At 41.5% G+C, this 17,119-nt stretch carries 14 protein-coding genes; 4 read left to right on the forward strand and 10 right to left on the reverse strand.

The window, feature by feature from the left end; genetic code table 11:
- Positions 1-3: 3 nt before the first annotated feature.
- From BFM96_RS00115 to BFM96_RS00130, 4 genes are all read right to left on the reverse strand, one after another.
- Entirely contained in the window at positions 4-855 is an 852-nt protein-coding gene (locus BFM96_RS00115) for a bifunctional methylenetetrahydrofolate dehydrogenase/methenyltetrahydrofolate cyclohydrolase (RefSeq protein WP_068988829.1), read from the reverse strand.
- Between the two features lie 389 nt (positions 856-1,244).
- On the reverse strand, positions 1,245-1,979 hold the full coding sequence (locus tag BFM96_RS00120; RefSeq protein ID WP_068988832.1) for an amino acid ABC transporter ATP-binding protein: 735 nt from the start codon (positions 1,977-1,979) through the stop codon (positions 1,245-1,247).
- The gene (locus tag BFM96_RS00125) at positions 1,972-2,661 is read right to left on the reverse strand and encodes an amino acid ABC transporter permease (protein WP_068988836.1); all 690 of its coding nucleotides are present in this window, start codon (positions 2,659-2,661) and stop codon (positions 1,972-1,974) included. The genes BFM96_RS00120 and BFM96_RS00125 overlap by 8 nt, the downstream gene beginning before the upstream one ends.
- Before the next feature lie 150 nt (positions 2,662-2,811).
- The gene (locus BFM96_RS00130; protein ID WP_068988841.1) at positions 2,812-3,042 is read right to left on the reverse strand and encodes a DUF1797 family protein; all 231 of its coding nucleotides are present in this window, start codon (positions 3,040-3,042) and stop codon (positions 2,812-2,814) included.
- 251 nt (positions 3,043-3,293) lie between these two features.
- Between BFM96_RS00130 and BFM96_RS00135 the strand changes: the two genes are divergently transcribed.
- The 3 genes from BFM96_RS00135 to BFM96_RS00145 all read left to right on the forward strand — a co-directional run bounded on the left by BFM96_RS00135 (position 3,294) and on the right by BFM96_RS00145 (position 6,401).
- A complete protein-coding gene (locus BFM96_RS00135; RefSeq protein WP_068988844.1) occupies positions 3,294-5,504 on the forward strand; it encodes an ATP-dependent Clp protease ATP-binding subunit in 2,211 nt (736 codons plus the stop codon).
- 87 nt (positions 5,505-5,591) lie between these two features.
- Entirely contained in the window at positions 5,592-6,041 is a 450-nt protein-coding gene (locus tag BFM96_RS00140) for an NUDIX hydrolase (protein ID WP_068988845.1), read from the forward strand.
- Between the two features lie 60 nt (positions 6,042-6,101).
- Positions 6,102-6,401, forward strand: coding sequence for a DUF1827 family protein (locus BFM96_RS00145; RefSeq protein ID WP_068988848.1), 300 nt, complete (start codon positions 6,102-6,104; stop codon positions 6,399-6,401).
- Between the two features lie 78 nt (positions 6,402-6,479).
- Here BFM96_RS00145 and BFM96_RS00150 read toward each other — a convergent pair whose 3' ends face one another.
- The 4 genes from BFM96_RS00150 to BFM96_RS00165 are packed head-to-tail and all read right to left on the reverse strand — an operon-like array spanning position 6,480 to position 12,896.
- Positions 6,480-6,974: a hypothetical protein gene (locus tag BFM96_RS00150; RefSeq protein WP_068988851.1), complete on the reverse strand. Its 495-nt coding sequence runs from the start codon at positions 6,972-6,974 to the stop codon at positions 6,480-6,482.
- Positions 6,971-8,209 carry a restriction endonuclease subunit S gene (locus tag BFM96_RS00155; RefSeq protein WP_068988854.1) on the reverse strand — a complete coding sequence of 413 codons (1,239 nt, stop codon included), beginning with the start codon at positions 8,207-8,209 and terminating at the stop codon, positions 6,971-6,973. Before BFM96_RS00155 ends, BFM96_RS00150 begins: the two co-directional genes overlap by 4 nt.
- Positions 8,210-8,226: 17 nt before the next feature.
- Complete coding sequence (locus BFM96_RS00160; protein ID WP_068988857.1) at positions 8,227-9,843, reverse strand: HsdM family class I SAM-dependent methyltransferase; 1,617 nt, start codon at positions 9,841-9,843, stop codon at positions 8,227-8,229.
- Positions 9,843-12,896 carry a DEAD/DEAH box helicase family protein gene (locus BFM96_RS00165; RefSeq protein WP_068988861.1) on the reverse strand — a complete coding sequence of 1,018 codons (3,054 nt, stop codon included), beginning with the start codon at positions 12,894-12,896 and terminating at the stop codon, positions 9,843-9,845. Before BFM96_RS00165 ends, BFM96_RS00160 begins: the two co-directional genes overlap by 1 nt.
- Positions 12,897-13,049: 153 nt before the next feature.
- Between BFM96_RS00165 and BFM96_RS00170 the strand changes: the two genes are divergently transcribed.
- Positions 13,050-13,373: a helix-turn-helix domain-containing protein gene (locus tag BFM96_RS00170; protein WP_068988864.1), complete on the forward strand. Its 324-nt coding sequence runs from the start codon at positions 13,050-13,052 to the stop codon at positions 13,371-13,373.
- A gap of 138 nt (positions 13,374-13,511) precedes the next feature.
- On the opposite strand, the gene BFM96_RS00175 is transcribed toward BFM96_RS00170, so the two are convergent.
- Both BFM96_RS00175 and BFM96_RS00180 read right to left on the reverse strand, forming a co-directional pair.
- Positions 13,512-16,184, reverse strand: coding sequence for an ABC transporter permease (locus tag BFM96_RS00175; RefSeq protein ID WP_068988865.1), 2,673 nt, complete (start codon positions 16,182-16,184; stop codon positions 13,512-13,514).
- A gap of 9 nt (positions 16,185-16,193) precedes the next feature.
- The gene (locus tag BFM96_RS00180) at positions 16,194-16,895 is read right to left on the reverse strand and encodes an ABC transporter ATP-binding protein (protein WP_068988868.1); all 702 of its coding nucleotides are present in this window, start codon (positions 16,893-16,895) and stop codon (positions 16,194-16,196) included.
- Between the last annotated feature and the right edge of the window lie 224 nt (positions 16,896-17,119).

Here is a 17,119-nt window from a genome sequence, read left to right on the forward strand (position 1 = left end):
ACCTTATTTGTCCAAGTTCCGTTGAAAGGCCTCGAAGGTCTGCTCCATTAGCATGGTAATGGTCATGGGACCAACTCCACCAGGCACAGGTGTGATGTAGCTGGCGAGCTCTTTGACCTCATCATAGGCTACATCGCCAATCAATTTGCCATTTTCATCACGGTTCATACCGACATCAATGACCACCGCCCCTTCTTTGACAAAGTCCTTGGTCACAAAATGCCCACGGCCAATTGCTACAACTAAGATATCTGCTTCACGTGCTAGTTGCGCTAGATTTTCCGTCCGTGAATGGGCAATGGTCACTGTCGCATGGGCATCTAAAAGAAGTTGGGCCATGGGTTTTCCAACGATATTGCTCCGACCAATCACGACTGCTTTCTTCCCTTCAAGCGTAATCCCATACTCGCGGAACATCTCCATGATCCCTGCTGGCGTTGAGGGAATCATGACAGGATGACCGCTCCAGAACTTGCCCATATTGGTCGGATGAAAACCATCCACATCTTTTTGAGGGTCAATCGCAAGTAAGACTGCCTCTTCATCTATATGGGCTGGCAAGGGCAACTGCACCAAAATCCCATGCCAAGCATCGTCTTGATTGTAGCGCTCAATCAGACCCAGCAGCTCTGCTTGGGTAATCGTATCAGGAACTCGCACAACTTCACTGCGAAAACCAGCCGCAAGTGCTGAACGCTCCTTATTTCTCACATAGACTTGGCTGGCAGGATTTTCCCCCACTAAAATCACAACCAAGCCTGGTTCTAATCCCGTTTTGTCCTTCAAAAGAGCTGTTTTTTCTGCCAAACGCCCCTGTAACTTCGCCGCAAGCACCTTCCCATCAATGACTACCATTTCTCATCTCCTTTTCTTTTTTCCTATTATATCAAAAAATGAAAGCAGGCTCTAGCAGTTCTTGGCTAGATAGCCTTATAGTTTCTATCTATATCAAGCATTCTCTATCAGAATGGATACTCGTCAACATGCAATATCTGACATCGTTAACTCACCTTGCTCCAACAATTCAGCGGACTGTTGAAGGTTGGAAATGGTAGTGGGACAAACCAGCCTCAGCTACCCTCTAGTTCTACCTGCGGTTTTTAGGACACAAGCTACGCTAGTTTTAACGATTGCCTTCTACTATTCTCAATTGTGAAACCAGTCAGAGGTTGATGTTCATTGAGTATGACACTAAAAGCTGAGCAAGGGCCCAGCTTGAAACTTCGTGCTTAAAAATCGGAATACTATAACACCTTAGACAAGAAATTCTTTGTCCGCTCTTCTTTGGTTTCTTCAAAGATTTGCTGGGGTGTGCCGTCTTCTACCACAACGCCACCATCCATAAAGATAACACGGTCTGCCACTTCTCTCGCAAAGCCCATTTCATGGGTGACAATCACCATGGTCATCCCAGATTTTGCCAACTCTTGCATCACGCTTAAAACCTCTCCGACCATCTCAGGGTCGAGGGCTGACGTTGGCTCGTCAAATAAAAGAACATCAGGATCCATTGCTAAACCGCGTGCAATCGCAATCCGCTGTTGCTGACCACCTGATAAGCTCTGAGGGTAAGCATGAGCCTTATCGGGCAAGCCAACTTTTTCAAGCAAATCATAGGCAATTTTTTCAGCCTCATTCTTTCCCAATCCCTTGGTCTTCATCGGTGACAGGGTAATATTGTCTAACACCGACATATTCGGAAACAGATTGAACTGCTGAAAGACCATACCCATTTTTTCTCGCATCTTAAAAATATCATTTGACTTATCCGTGATATCAACCCCCTCAAAGGTCACCGTCCCCTTGGTTGGCACTTCAAGCAGGTTCATAGTTCGCAGGAAGGTAGATTTCCCACTACCGGACGGTCCAATAATCACAACGACCTGTCCCTTCTCAATGTCCAAATCAATCCCTTTTAGTACTTCATGTTTTCCAAATGATTTATGCAAATTTTTGATGGAAATAATGGTCTCACGCATGAGTTTGCCCTCCTTTGTTTAACTGTTTCTCAAATGCTTGAATAGCTAAGGTCAACACGCTCGTCATGACCAGATAATAAGCTGCCGCAAACAAGAGCGGTGTCAGGGTCAAATAGGTCGTTGCCGCAACGGTTGTCGCACCATTCCACAGCTCCATCACACCGATGGTAGATAAGAGTGAGCTGTCCTTAATAATGGTGATAAATTCGTTGCCTAAAGCTGGCAGAATATTCTTCACTGCTTGGGGAAGGATAACGTATCGCATGGCTTTACTTGGACGAATTCCCAGTGAATAGGCCGCTTCTAGCTGCCCCTTTGGAACAGCGTTAATCCCAGCCCGTACCGTCTCTGACACATAGGCTCCGCTATTCATGGAAATAATGATAATCCCTGGTAACAAGCGTGATAAATCAACCCCTAAAATCCCAATCTGAACCGTCGGTGCTTGGATTTGCATCATCGCAAAGGCAATCATAATCTGAACCATCATCGGCGTTCCACGAAAAATCCAGACATAAAGATTGGCTAGCCAAGCCAAGGGGCGAAATTTACTGCGTTGAGCAAAAGCCAGCGTCACTCCCAATATCGTTCCAAAAAAGACGACACAAACCGATACAATAAGCGTCACGACAGCCCCATAGTTGAAATAGGGTAAATACTTTGGTAAAAACGAAAAATTCATCATAGACCTCTCTAAATTCAAACTGAATATTAGTCTACCACAATATGAATAAAAATTCAATATAAAATTCAAAAAATACTAAATAAATATTTTTTAAACAAAAAAAGATCTAAACCTGTATAAAAACAAGCTTAGACCCCTTTGTGATTTTTAATAAAGCAATTCGTAAATTTCCATTGCAATCAAGTCAATGCTATCAAACGTATAGGTTTCACGTGCTGCTACATCGCGAAGTGTGAACACTGAACCATTTTCTTCATCGTAGTTGTAAGCAACTTCTGCTACCACAACTCCCTCACGTTCAAAGTTACGCTTTAGGTTACCGCCATCTTTGGCCATAGCCTCCAAGCGGTTGATAATTCGTACTAAATGTGATTCCATTTTACGTCTCCTATTTCCTTTATACGTTCCTATTTTACCATATTTTCTGCCTATTGGGCTATAAAAACTCTATTTTTACAAAAATTATCCCTTGAAATCCTCGATTTTAGCCCTCTTTCAGCTATTTTTTTGCCGTTCAATACTTTCTTCTTGCAATGTTTTCAAATACTGCTATAATGAAAGTAGAAAGTTTGACTAAATTTGACCAATGGTCAGATTGCTACAAGTATCAAATAGAAAAGAGGGATTATATGCTTTGTCAAAACTGTAAAATCAATGAATCAACTATCCATCTCTATACAAATGTCAATGGAAAACAACGTCAGGTTGACCTCTGCCAAAATTGCTACCAAATCATGAAAACAGATCCAGAAAATGCTATCTTCAAAGGTTTTAGCAACATGCACCAACCACTTGATCCGTTTAATGATTTCTTTGGCAATCTGGAAAATTTCCAACAACCACAAGAACCCAAAACACCTCCTACACAGGCAGGTGGTGCTGGAGGTCGTGGTGGTCAACGAGGCAATCAAACACCGCCACAACCAAAAGGCATTTTGGACGAATTTGGAATTAACGTCACAGAAATTGCCCGCCAAGGCAATATTGACCCCGTGATTGGCCGTGATGAGGAAATCGTTCGTGTCATTGAGATTTTAAACCGCAGAACTAAGAACAATCCTGTACTCATCGGAGAGCCTGGGGTCGGTAAAACGGCTGTTGTAGAAGGATTGGCACAAAAAATCGTGGATGGAGATGTTCCCCACAAACTTCAAGGCAAGGAAGTCATTCGTCTGGATGTGGTCAGTCTGGTTCAAGGAACGGGTATCCGTGGTCAATTTGAAGAACGCATGCAAAAGTTGATGGAGGAAATCCGCAAACGCAACGATGTTATTCTCTTTATTGATGAAATTCATGAAATTGTCGGTGCTGGCTCTGCTGGTGACGGCAATATGGACGCAGGCAATATTTTAAAACCTGCTCTTGCACGTGGAGAATTGCAACTGGTCGGTGCCACAACTCTCAACGAATACCGCATTATCGAAAAAGATGCAGCCTTGGAGCGTCGTATGCAGCCAGTCAAGGTTGATGAGCCAACAGTGGAAGAAACCATCACGATTTTGAAAGGCATTCAACAAAAATACGAAGACTACCACCACGTTACCTATACTGATGAGGCGATTGAAGCCGCTGCAGTCCTTTCCAATCGCTATATCCAAGACCGTTTCTTGCCAGACAAGGCGATTGACCTCTTGGATGAAGCGGGTTCAAAAATGAACCTCACCCTCAATTTTGTCGATCCAAAGGTCATTGACCAACGCTTGATTGAGGCTGAAAATCTCAAAACCCAAGCCACACGAGATGAAGATTTCGAAAAAGCAGCCTACTTCCGCGACCAGATTGCCAAATATAAGGAGCTGCAAAAAAATAAAATGCTGGATCAAGATACGCCGATTATCAGCGAGAAAACAATCGAGCATATCATCGAGCAAAAGACCAATATTCCAGTTGGTGATTTGAAGGAAAAAGAGCAATCCCAACTCATTCATCTAGCTGAAGACTTAAAAGCACATGTCATTGGGCAAGACGAGGCCGTGGACAAGATTGCCAAGGCCATTCGCCGCAACCGTGTTGGACTCGGTACGCCGAATCGTCCGATCGGAAGTTTCCTCTTTGTCGGACCAACAGGGGTCGGAAAAACGGAGCTATCCAAACAACTAGCCATCGAACTCTTTGGCTCAGCCGATAGCATGATTCGCTTTGATATGAGTGAATATATGGAAAAACACAGCGTGGCAAAATTGGTCGGTGCCCCTCCGGGCTATGTCGGTTACGAGGAAGCAGGACAGCTCACCGAGCGTGTGCGTCGCAATCCTTACTCCCTCATTTTGCTGGATGAGGTCGAAAAAGCCCACCCTGATGTCATGCACATGTTCCTTCAGGTATTGGATGATGGCCGTTTGACCGATGGCCAAGGCCGCACAGTCAGCTTTAAAGACGCTATCATCATCATGACCTCCAATGCTGGTACAGGCAAGGTTGAGGCGAGCGTCGGCTTTGGAGCTGCACGCGAAGGTCGCACCAATTCTGTTTTAGGAGAGTTAGGCAATTTCTTCAGCCCAGAATTCATGAACCGCTTTGATGGCATTATCGAATTTAAAGCCCTCAGCAAGGACAATCTCCTTCATATCGTCCATCTCATGCTAGAGGATGTCAATCAGCGTCTCTCAAGCAATGGTATTCATCTGGATGTCACAGATAAAGTCAAGGAAAAACTGGTTGATTTAGGCTACGATCCGAAAATGGGGGCAAGGCCTCTGCGTAGAACCATTCAAGACCATATCGAAGATGCTATCACCGACTTCTACCTTGAACATCCGACCGAAAAATCCCTCAAAGCTGTTATGGGAAGCAAGGGCAATATCCTCATCAAGGCAAATACAAAAGAAAAAGAAGCATAAAATTTCTTCTCATTTCTCCTCAAAATAGCTAGGTAAATTTTCTGTAATGTGTTATAATATTCCTATACAGATTCGCGAGGAAATCCTATGACTATTGCAACTTTTGGAGAGAAAAAAGAGGGAGTTGACTACACCAATCGCTATGGAGTCTATGCAGTCATCCCTGATAAAACTAAGGAAAACATCATTCTGGTTCAAGCTCCCAACGGTGCTTGGTTCTTGCCAGGTGGTGAGATTGAAGAAGGCGAAAATCACCTAGCAGCCCTTCAGCGTGAGCTCCTAGAAGAGCTGGGTTTTACAGCAACCATTGGCCACTACTACGGTCAGGCTGACGAATATTTCTACTCTAGCCACCGTGATACCCACTTTTACAACCCTGCCTACATCTATGAAGTAAGCCAATTTGAGCAAAGTCAAGCTCCTTTAGAGGACTTTAATCAGCTAGCTTGGTTTCCCATCGATGAAGCCATCGCAGCATTAAAACGTGGCAGCCACAAATGGGGTATTGAAATGTGGAAAAAACAACAAGTACACTAAAAATGTCTACTACACCATCATCAAAAAGTGCTATAATAGAACAAAAGCAAGGAGGAATTTATGAAACTCATCAACACAACCAATAGCCACGCCCGCTTGGTACAAAGCCAGTTAGAAAGTACCGATGCGACACTGGTTGAAACCTTCTCTGCTGGAAATACTGACGTAGTTTTTACCCAAGCACCCCTTCACTACGAAATCTTGATTTCCAACAAGCACCGCGCCATTCGTGAGCAAGAAGTCGATAAAATCCGCGAATTCTTCCTCAAGCGAAAAATTGACACCGCCCATATCGATCAAGCGGGTATCAGAACCATCTATTCGAGCAATTTGATTGAAATCTCCATTCCGATTGTGTGATGAACGATAAACCCACCCCATCAGTTGAAACTGGTGGGGTGGTTGTTTGCTTTATGGATTTCTAGTAAATAAATTTTTTTAATCTGGAAATAATGGGACGCTTGATTCGCTCACAAAGAATGTCCCTAGAGCTTGCTTTTCTTCTTGCTCTATTTGATCTATTTGTTTCCGTGAGATATCTTTTCTATGTTTCACTTCCCATTTCATACTTCTGATGATTGTAAAAATATAGACATCGAATACATTGTATTCTTTACTGCGATTTTTATTTTCCAATCGCACAGATTCATGATGGCATTCATCTAAAAAACTTTGAAATAGTCTATTTATTTCATCGCTTGCAAAAAAGTATATTTCACCGATGAATCCTTGAACCTCTGGAAAGAGTATAGGTAAGTACTCATGATTCGCTGTTAATTTTTGTAATTTATGAACTAAGAGTCCATAAAGACGGAACCTTTCTTCAAATATCGCCTTCTTTTTCTCATATCTATAGGTGATATGAATCGTTAAAAAAGTTAGAGGTAGGCTCAGTAAGGCACATAAGGCCTGTATCCAATCTGCTCCTATCATTCCACTTTCACCTGACCGTTCATAAGCATGGGCAAGAGCCAGTCGCGGAGTTGGGCGAGGTTGCGGTTTTCTATCATATTTAAGCTTATTTTTGAAAAAATAGGTTTTGCTAAATAGTGGTATTTTTCTTCTAATACCCGCTTATCTGGAACTAATAATTCAATTTCCTTCAAATCAGTATTATTAACCGCTTGTTGTGTCGCCCCATGAGATAAATCATTTTTTATAGATTCGAAACCTGAGAATCGAATAAAAGAAGCTATATATTCAAAACTTTCAGCGGAACATTGTAGACCAACGAAACCTGTTGAAAAAATATAATTCTCTATAAAAACTGACATTTCCGATGTTAAAAATATATGTTTTATACTATCTTTCATTTTTGCAAACCATACAGAATTTAAAATTGGCTGCATATTTGCTCTACTAGGTCGGCTTTCGAATTCAATCACTTCACCATTAGATATAGTTGTTTCGTTTACGTCCGCCGTGGCTAAATAGTATTTTTGGAAAAAATCATTTACGCCTGTTTTAATTATTTTACAAAGATTATTATTTACCAAACTCTTCACTTCCCACCCCTTAGGAATCTCTCGCTTGAGGGCTTCGTTGTAGACCATCTCTCCACCTGATGATTTATAGGGTTTGCCGTTTTCATCAGGAAAGTCAAACTGGACAAACCAGTAATCATAAAGCTCTTTTGCCATTCTCTCCAACTCCTCATTGATTCGATTGTTGAGGGCAATTTTTTCGTCAAGGGCAGAAAGGAGGGTGGCGATTTTTTGTTGGGTGTGGAGGGGAGGGCAAGGCACTGAGAAACTTTCCAAGTTCTTCTTAGATATTTCTTTAAATGTTGTTCCTGAACCTAAATTCTGTAAATTTTCTTTGGACGCTAATAGGTAATAATACAAAAACTCGTTATTTAAAATCTCCTGATTTACTACAATATTTTTAAAACCCTGATTTGTATATAACGGCTTTTCTGCAATAGCTAATAATCCGATTGGAGCCCTACTTGATAAAAGTACAGTCCCCCTCGGCAGATATTGTCCAATTTGTTGAGCTCCTAATTCAGTGATATTTCGTTCTCCACATTTAACATATTTATTGTTGCTATTTGATAAATCTTTGGGGGTTATCCACGAAAGTTCACCACCATAATATTCAGGCTTAGATGTCGAAGGTGTAGCCCCATTATGTATTGTAGCAATATTTTTTAATTTTTTTAGCTTCATTAAAGTATCTTCCCTATTTAATAATCATCATTCCCAAAACCTAACTTCCCTAACTGCCCCATTATCTCTTCTTCCAAGGTCCGTGATTGGCTAAAGAGAGCTTCCAAGCTGGCTTGGTGTTCTGCCATTTGCCTTTCAAACTCTTCAGCGGTAATGTCCACATAGTCAATCTTAATCTCAAAATATTGCCCTGCACTCAAGGAATAGTTTTTCTCTTCAATTTCCTCATAGCTGACAAGGACGGAAAAGTTTTCCTTGGCTTCTTTGTCGATAAAGGTATGGATGATGTCTGTTTCTTCCTCTGCTGAGAGGACTGTTTTTTGATTGCTCCCTTCCTTGACCTTGCTTCCAAGATTGGAGGCGTCAATCAAGATAACATCTCCCTTATTGGTTTTATCAATGAAAAGAATAGAAACATTGGTTCCTGTGGTCGCAAAGATATTGGACGGCATAGACACAACTCCTGCTAGCATTTTCTCTTTGACCAGATGTTGACGGATTTTCTTATCAATCCCTGATTGAGCTGTGATAAAGCCGGTCGGCACCACAACAGCCGCCTTTCCATCTTCTCTCAGCGAGTAGATAATGTGCTGCAAGAAGAGCTGGTAAATCGCCATGCTCTCTTTTTTCTTTCTAGGAATGCTTGGCACCCCTGCAAAGAAGCGGCGGTGACTATCGACCTGCGTTTCTACCTCTGCCTGCCAATCTGAAAAATCTAGCTTAAACGGCGGATTTGAGACGATATAGTCCATCTTTTCAGTATGCCGATTTTCGATAATGGTATTTCCTTGGACGATATTTTGAATGGAATGACTGAGACCATTTAAAATCAAGTTCAAGCGTAGCAGATTGGAGGATTTTTGAGAAATATCCTGACTATAAACGCTAGTCTTATCTGTTCCGATTTTCCCTGCCAAGTTCATCAAGAGACTTCCTGAACCAGCTGATGGATCATAAATCTTGACATTGTAGGGATCGTCTTTTCCGACCAAGATTTCTGCGATAATTTTTGCGACAGAATGGGGAGTATAGTATTCTGCGTATTTTCCGCCACCATCTTTGTTGTAGTCTTTTATCATGTATTCAAAAATAGTCAGGAAGAAGTCAAATCCTTCTGAAAAGATTTGCTCATCAAAGCGGACAGAAGCCAGTTTATTGATGATTTTTTTAGCCACATCATTTCGTTTTGAAAAATCAGCGACATTTTCTGCGATTAAGTGGGCATCAAAGAGGCGGATATCTGTATTTCCAGCTGTATGGACAGAGAAAATATCGTTATTTTCAACGGCAATAGCATTTAAGGTATCATCAAAGGTCTGGCTAAAATCAGCTTCATTTTGCTTAGGATGAAGGCTTTCAAGTAAATGCTCGACTTTCATTCTTGCTGTGTTATTTCCAATGTCCATGAGGAGAAATTCATAGTCGTCCTCAGAAAGAGTCACCAATGTTTGAAACTCATAACTTGGGTCCACTTTCTTGGCTTCATAGAGAAACTTATCATTTAAAAATTTATAGAGGAAGGACTGGGTCAGGAGTTTATACTCTCCAGCTTCTCCTCCCAGTCCTGCATGGGTAAAAATTGCCTTTAAATCATCCACTAATTGTTTGATGGTTTCTGTATAAGTTGTTTCCATTAGTATTCATATTCTCCTATATATTCATCTGTGATGAGTTTTGAGAAATTCATCACCACTTTTGGGGTTACTTTTAAGTTTAATTCTTTCATACTTTGTCGAGAAATCTGCGTCGCTTCTGTCTCGAAATAAGTTTTTCCAGCTAAAATTCCTTGATTGTTCATCACGCGCCGATCCAGTTCCTTTTTTGAAGCCTTCATCATTTCAAAAACCGGACGATGTGTTTCAATATCCTTGGTTTCTGTCACCTGACGATAGGCTCTAGCATACTTTTTATCGTGATGAAAGGCTTTCGCTAATTCATCATTTTTTTGATTTAAAGACTTGATTTGTTGCTCAATGTCTTTAAAGGCTTTTTGATGTGCATAAGCAAGGTCAGCTGTAAATTCGCCCATCTCTTGATTGACTTTTTGCAGAATACGCTTAAATTCCTCATATAAGGAAATCCATTCTGGATCTGTCTGATCCCAATTCCCCTCTAGCTCACGTGCAGCCTGACCTTGTGCTTCTAGCATGGATTTGGTTGCTAGTTGTAATTCTTCTTCTCCTCGCTTAAAAAAGGTAAACTGAGTCTGACTCATAGCAAGATTGAGTAATTCAGTACTCGTTGTCTGTCCTCCTTGCTCCAGCAGATTCATCGTTGCCAAACGATTGGTCACCATCGATAGCAAGCTCGCTACACTTGAGCGATCCACTCGCTTTTCCAATTCCTCATGACCAAACAAGCGTGCTAGATTGTAGTTCTCCTTGAGATTTTCTAAGGCCTTTCTGAGCTCTTGAAGTTGTTTCCTATCTTGAATAGTAGAAATTTCTCGATCAAATAACTCTAAATTCTCTGTCGGATAAGCCTGTAAAATGCTTTCTGCTTCTGTTAAATGCTGAGCAATTTCATCTGCGGACATAAAAATCGAACCGAAGACATTTTCTTCATCCAAAGCATCCGCATATTCACGGTTCAACTCATCAATATAGGCTTGGTTGGTCAGGTCAAATTCTTGGGAAATATCTGCAAAGTCAACCACATAGCCCAAACGATAATCCTTATAAGGACGGTTGACACGCGTCAGCGTTTGTAAGAGATTATGGGCACGAATTTTACGCCCTAGGTATAATTTTTTCAACCGTGGAGCATCAAATCCTGTCAATAACATGCTGTAGACAAATAAAATATCAATTTTACCAGCCTTAAAAGCTTCTCGTTCTTGCTTCATCTTCTCCTTGTCTTCCACATCATGAAGAATAAGAGCACCACTTAATTGACTTTCTCCACTTTCTTGACGCTCTAATAGCTGACGGTACAATTCCCTAGCCTGTTCAGAAGAATGAGCGACCACCATCGCGCCCATCGTTTGATCTGCAAATCGAATGCGAAACTCTTCAAAATCATGAAGAATATAGTCCAACATAGCAGAAGCATAACGCGAATGAGCTTTGAAATCTTTTTCCTTGATACTCCCTTTTTCCACCTCGTTCTTTAAGGCTTCATCCAAAGCATTTAATTGTTCTTGATGAGAAAAAGCGATATCTTCTCTCATCAAACGAAGAGTATAGCCATCCTCAATCGATTGATGGTAATAATATTTATGGATGTAATCTCCAAAAATTTCGCGTGTCGTCTGTTGCGATAATTTCTTTTGATTATTCTCTTCTTGGTAAGAAATCAAGGGGGTCCCTGTAAGAGCTATCTTGATGGCTCCCTCGTCAGCATTGTAAAGATTGGGAAGATAAGACCCCGTTACATTGTAGGAACGATGGGCTTCATCGATAAAGTAAATATTTTGCACATTCAAATCATAGCCTGACTGATCGGTCAAATCTGTATCTTCATTGACTTTTTGAATATTCACAACCGCAATATCTTCTGAAAATGTTCCACTTAATTCAGCCTTTGTCGCAATCCGTCGAACACTCAACCCTCGCTTTCGAAATTCTTTTTCCGCTTGATCAGCCAAATCGAGGCGATCGACAATAAAATAAAATCGCGGAACCTTGCCTTGCTCTGAAAAATAATGTTTGAGATGAGCAACGTTAAAAAAGGCAAGAGCCGTTTTCCCCGAACCCTGCGTATGCCAAATGACCCCCTTTTTCTCACCACGCTTGAGCATTTCTACAATCGCTTTTGTCGCAAATAGCTGTGGATAACGCATAATATGCTTTTGAATGAGCGGTTGACCATCCTTGTCCTCTTCTTCTACATAGACGATTCCATATCTTAGTAAAAATTTCAATCGTTCTGGATGATACAGCGATGTTAAGAAATGATTGAGCGGGGTAGTTTCTGCACAATTCGTCTGAAATGCTGGTGAATGCTTTAAAACTGTTTTGTTGGTATCATATAGGACTTGGTCAAGGATTTTCTCGGACAAGGGAGAGACATCATCCACCAATTCACTCCATCTTTCTTCCTTGAAAGAATTGAACTTGGTCTTTGATTTACTGGTAGAAGCATAATAAGACCCCTGCATTTGATAACCACCATCTGTATGGTAGGGCATATTATCAGAAAAGGAGATGAGCTGGGTGATATTATGAAATTTTCGAAACTTCTGATTTTCAAATCGTCGTTCCATACGCTCAAACTCTGACCGAATACCTGTCATGCCATCTCGAATTGCATTTGGCTTTTTAACCTCAATGTACGATAGAGGTAGACCATTGACAAAAATCATGATATCCGGTCGAAAACTAGCTCCCTCATGCTCACAAGATACCTCCAGAGATACCTGCAAGGTATTGTTTCTAAAATTTTCCCAGTCTATCAACCGATACACCGAGTTCTTCCCTCTCCCTTGTAGACGGTTAAAAAAGTCTCTTCCTAGGTCATCCTGCCCCAGTTCCAATCGAATGTCTTGGACTTCATGACAAAAATCATCCTCTGTCGCTTCTGGATTCAGTTTCAAAAATGCTTCTTTAAATACTGGTAGTAGAATATTGGTAGTAGCATCTCTTGACTGAAGCAAAGGATCATGCTCTGCCAAATAAAGATACCCCAAACGGGTCAAATGTAGTAAGGCTGGTAATTGAACACGCGTCATTTCATTGTGATAAACCATAATATACCCCTCGTTTATATAAACTCTCAAGCTATATTATATCACTTATATAAACTATTAGTAAATAAATATCGCAAACAAAATACTAATAGTTTATATATCAAACCTACGGAAAAATATACAATTGTTTATATCAGATACTAAGGAGGGGATATGAGTAATCTAACACGACGAGATATTGGTAGGCTCATTCGTCACTATCGTTTGGAAAAAGGATTTACCCAGCAAGAGTTAGCTGAACGTGCAGAACTGAGTCTTCCCTACATCAACTTTTTAGAGAATAATAAAAGAAGCGTCTCCTTAGAAACACTATTTACTATTTTAAATGTCTTAGAAGTCTCTCCTAGCAACTTTTTTCGCCCATTTTCCTACAGTTACGACGAAAACCTATCCGAGCTTATCTTACGCCTGCAAAATTCTCCTGAGCAAGATAAATACATCGCTTTATTTCTAGATATCCTATCCCTTGGCAAGTAATCACTTCCCACGATTTTCCTAACTATTTCCTAGCCTAAACTTCTTTGTTCAAAGATGACAAAAAGGACTGGATTCTGCTTCACACAGAATTCAGTCCTTTGTTGTCTATAACTTTTTTAGTCAGACCTAGAATTTTATCTAATCCACTGATTTTAAAGCTTCTAACATATCTAAGCGTTTCAAGCGTCGGTTTACCAGTAATCCCAACATCAACAAAATACTACTGATTACCAATAAAGGCAAGACATACACTTCCCAAGAAACAGTCGTTGGAAACAAGGTCGTATTTGAGCTGATCATGGAAAGAAGCACTTGGTGCAACACACGCCCGCCCAGCAAACCTACAAGCATCCCAAGTATCGATAACACGATAGTCTCTCGATAGATGTAGAGCGTGACTTCCTGATGGTAAAAGCCCAGTACTTTTATTGTAGATAGCTCACGAATGCGTTCTGCTACATTGATGGTTGTCAAATTATACAAAATCACCAAGCCGAGTAAAATGGACAAGATGATGAGAATCATCATGACAGCCGTTAGAGAGCTTACGATGGTACGCAGCTGACTGACCAGACTTGTATTTTGCACAACTGCCGCTACCTTATCAAGCTTCAAAAGCTCACTGCTGACTTGCTGGATGGCTGCTTCTGTTTGATTGGCTAGCGTCACAAAATAAGCATTTGATTGATAGGTTTCTCCTGTCAATGCTTCAAAATAATCAGCTGTCATATACAAAAAATGGCCTGTGTATAGTTCCGTAATTCCTGCTATTTTTAGCTTGAGAGGTTTCCCTTGGTAGGTGAGAGGGAGCCAGTCGCCAACGTCTACTTGATAGAGTTGTGCCAGTCTGGTCGAGATAATCACGCCATCATCGCTTAATGTCAAGGGCTTTTGATTGCTGGCTCTCAAGGTTACAAAATCTGCCAACTTTTCTACATCCCTTGTAACTACCCATGATAAAGTCTGCTCTTCTTTTACACCCGTAATCTCTTGCTGAGTAGTTTCATAGCGAATCGGCAGAGTAGCCCGAATGTCTGAAGGCCAGTTCTCTATTTGCTCATCAGAGGATTTTGCCACAGCAATCACATCATAGGTCAAGAGCTTACCAAACTGCAAGTCCGCCACTTCTGAGATAGAACTCCGAATGCCTAGACCAGCGAATAAAAGAGCAACAGAACCTGCAACACCGATAATCGTCATCAGCATTCGCTGCTTATAACGGAATATATTACGCGCCGTGACCTTTTGATGAAAGGACAATCGGCTCCACAACCAAGCCCATTTTTCTAACCAAATGTTTGAGCCTGCAACTGGAGGCTTGGCCTGAAGCAAGCGAGCTGGCTCTTCAACCACATCTCGTCGTGCTACCAGATAAGCTGGAAAAACCGCCGACAAGAGCGAAAAGCCCAAGGACAGCAATAAATAGCTAGGGTAGAAATGAACTGCCGAAGGACCTAAGACCGTTCGCTCGGTGACAATCCGATCGATTACCGGAGAGAGGTAGAAATTTCCCAAAAACACTCCAACCACCGTGCCGGTGAAACTAGCAGTGAGACCATAGACCACAAATTTTGCAATGATTTGTCGATTGCTATAGCCCAAGGCCTTGAAAATCCCAGCATGGGAACGTTCTTCGTCTACAAAACGCGTCATCGTTGTAAAAGTCACCAAGGCCGCCACCAGATAGAGAACCAGTGGAAAAAGATTTCCCACCGCTCTAATGCTCGTTTTAGCATTGTTAAAAATCATATAGCCATTTCCACCTGCCAGACTAGAGCGAGTATAGACTTGATAGGTTGGTTGTTTTAGGCTATCAATCTCTGCTTGGGCTTTTGATAAGCGCTTTTCTTCGGCTGCTAATTTGTGACTTGCTTCTTTTCGCCTTGCTTCAAATTTTTCCTTCGCTGCTGTTAAGGGCTTAGCTTGGGGACTATCGAGCGTCACACCAATCGCTCTGAGCTGGGTTTCTTGTTCTTGCAGCTCTTGTTCGCCTTTTTTTAAGTCAATTTTAGCAGTTTCTAAGGCTTTTTTGCCTTGATCCAGCTCTTTTTGGGCAGCTTGTTTTATCGCAGCTAGCCGCCTTTCTCCCTTACATTCTAAAAGTTTGGTGAGCGTATTTTTGGCTTCTTTTATGTTTTTCTCAGATTTCTCACTATCATAGGCTTCCCCTTGTAAATCCTTTCTCCTCAATCGTGCAATGGTCGGCGTCTCATGTTCAAAATCCTCTGCAAGGATTACCCCATAGCCTGTCAAATCCCCTGCACCGACACTAGACATTCCCAGATGATGAGTATCCCAGATTTCTGAAGAATGGACGAAGCCAGTCACTCGAAAAGTCTCTGACCTCAGTAGCTTTTGATCCTTTTTTTGTGAAAATGAAATCGTATCTCCCAGCTGATAATCTCCTTGTAAAGGACTGAGCAAGGCAATCTCACCTGATTTTTCTGGCAATTTTCCCTTCATCAACTGAAATTGAGAGATATTTTTAGGCTTTGAAAAGAGACGAAAGGCTTTGTCGGTCTTCCCCACCGTGACATCCGCCAAGTGACCGTACTCCACCTCTGAGCCTTTCACATCGGATAATTCCTCCATATCCTCTTGACTAAAGCCGTAGCTGGCTATCACAGCCAAATCCATGGTTCGATATTGATTCAGATAGGCTTGGGCAGACTGCTGCATATTTAGGGGTGTAGTCTTTAATCCAACCAGTGTCATAGAGCCAATCATCATCAAACTAAAAATAGAGAGAAATCTCCCTAGGGAAGAGGTAATGGCTTGGCGTAAATCTTTATGGTATGTCTTTTTTGCCATTCGCACCTCCTAATATTCCAAGGTCAAAATATCCGCTGGATGTTCCTGTAATTCGACCGACTGAACCGTCGCGTCTCTCATCCGAATAATCCGATCTGCAATGGCAGCTAGCGCCGCATTGTGCGTCACAATGATAACCGTCGCTCCTTCTTTTCGTGACATATCTTGGAGAATCTGGAGAACTTGCTTGCCAGTCTGATAGTCCAAAGCCCCAGTTGGTTCATCACAAAGAAGCATTTTAGGACGTTTAGCCACTGCACGCGCAATAGCCACCCGTTGCTGCTCACCGCCCGATAATTGGGCAGGAAAATTATTCATCCGATGGCTTAAACCAACCTTCTTTAATATTTCTAAAACATCCATGCCATTAGAAACCAGCTCTGTAGCTAACTCCACATTTTCCTTGGCTGTGAGATTAGCCACCAGATTATAAAACTGAAATACAAAACCAACGTCTGCTCGGCGATAGGCCGTTCGCTCGCGGTCCGTCAAAGAGGCAATATTCACCCCATCAATCCACACTTCTCCCTCATCGCAATAATCCATTCCCCCAAGAATATTGAGCAAGGTTGATTTCCCGGCACCTGACGAGCCTAAGACCACGACCAACTCTCCTTTTTCAATATCAAACGATACCTCCTTGTTGGCAGAAATTGTCATTTCTCCCATTTGGTAATGCTTACCAAGTCCCCTCACTTCTATATAGGCCATGTAGTCACTCTTTCTTCCTATTTCTCCAGAAAAGTCTGTTTCGCTTCTCTACTATCAGTATAGCCTTCTAGGATAAAAATTGCAATGATTGGGGTAGAATTTCCAATTTTTTATATATAAAGATAACTGTTATCCCTGTTTTTAAAAAAAGGATAGAGGGATACAGGACAATTCAAAAATCTGCTTTCCTTATTTTTCTATACATAAATAAAAGGAATTGAGCT

It is taken from the genome of Streptococcus himalayensis (assembly GCF_001708305.1).
Classification (GTDB): domain Bacteria; phylum Bacillota; class Bacilli; order Lactobacillales; family Streptococcaceae; genus Streptococcus; species Streptococcus himalayensis.

What these genes read in the sequence shown, in the direction of transcription:
- BFM96_RS00115 (WP_068988829.1), bottom strand. Translation starts at nt 855, where the DNA reads ATGGTAGTCATTGATGGGAAGGTGCTTGCGGCGAAGTTACAGGGGCGT.
- BFM96_RS00120 (WP_068988832.1), bottom strand. Translation starts at nt 1,979, where the DNA reads ATGCGTGAGACCATTATTTCCATCAAAAATTTGCATAAATCATTTGGA.
- BFM96_RS00125 (WP_068988836.1), bottom strand. Translation starts at nt 2,661, where the DNA reads ATGAATTTTTCGTTTTTACCAAAGTATTTACCCTATTTCAACTATGGG.
- BFM96_RS00130 (WP_068988841.1), bottom strand. Translation starts at nt 3,042, where the DNA reads ATGGAATCACATTTAGTACGAATTATCAACCGCTTGGAGGCTATGGCC.
- BFM96_RS00135 (WP_068988844.1), top strand. Translation starts at nt 3,294, where the DNA reads ATGCTTTGTCAAAACTGTAAAATCAATGAATCAACTATCCATCTCTAT.
- BFM96_RS00140 (WP_068988845.1), top strand. Translation starts at nt 5,592, where the DNA reads ATGACTATTGCAACTTTTGGAGAGAAAAAAGAGGGAGTTGACTACACC.
- BFM96_RS00145 (WP_068988848.1), top strand. Translation starts at nt 6,102, where the DNA reads ATGAAACTCATCAACACAACCAATAGCCACGCCCGCTTGGTACAAAGC.
- BFM96_RS00150 (WP_068988851.1), bottom strand. Translation starts at nt 6,974, where the DNA reads ATGATAGGAGCAGATTGGATACAGGCCTTATGTGCCTTACTGAGCCTA.
- BFM96_RS00155 (WP_068988854.1), bottom strand. Translation starts at nt 8,209, where the DNA reads ATGAAGCTAAAAAAATTAAAAAATATTGCTACAATACATAATGGGGCT.
- BFM96_RS00160 (WP_068988857.1), bottom strand. Translation starts at nt 9,843, where the DNA reads ATGGAAACAACTTATACAGAAACCATCAAACAATTAGTGGATGATTTA.
- BFM96_RS00165 (WP_068988861.1), bottom strand. Translation starts at nt 12,896, where the DNA reads ATGGTTTATCACAATGAAATGACGCGTGTTCAATTACCAGCCTTACTA.
- BFM96_RS00170 (WP_068988864.1), top strand. Translation starts at nt 13,050, where the DNA reads ATGAGTAATCTAACACGACGAGATATTGGTAGGCTCATTCGTCACTAT.
- BFM96_RS00175 (WP_068988865.1), bottom strand. Translation starts at nt 16,184, where the DNA reads ATGGCAAAAAAGACATACCATAAAGATTTACGCCAAGCCATTACCTCT.
- BFM96_RS00180 (WP_068988868.1), bottom strand. Translation starts at nt 16,895, where the DNA reads ATGGCCTATATAGAAGTGAGGGGACTTGGTAAGCATTACCAAATGGGA.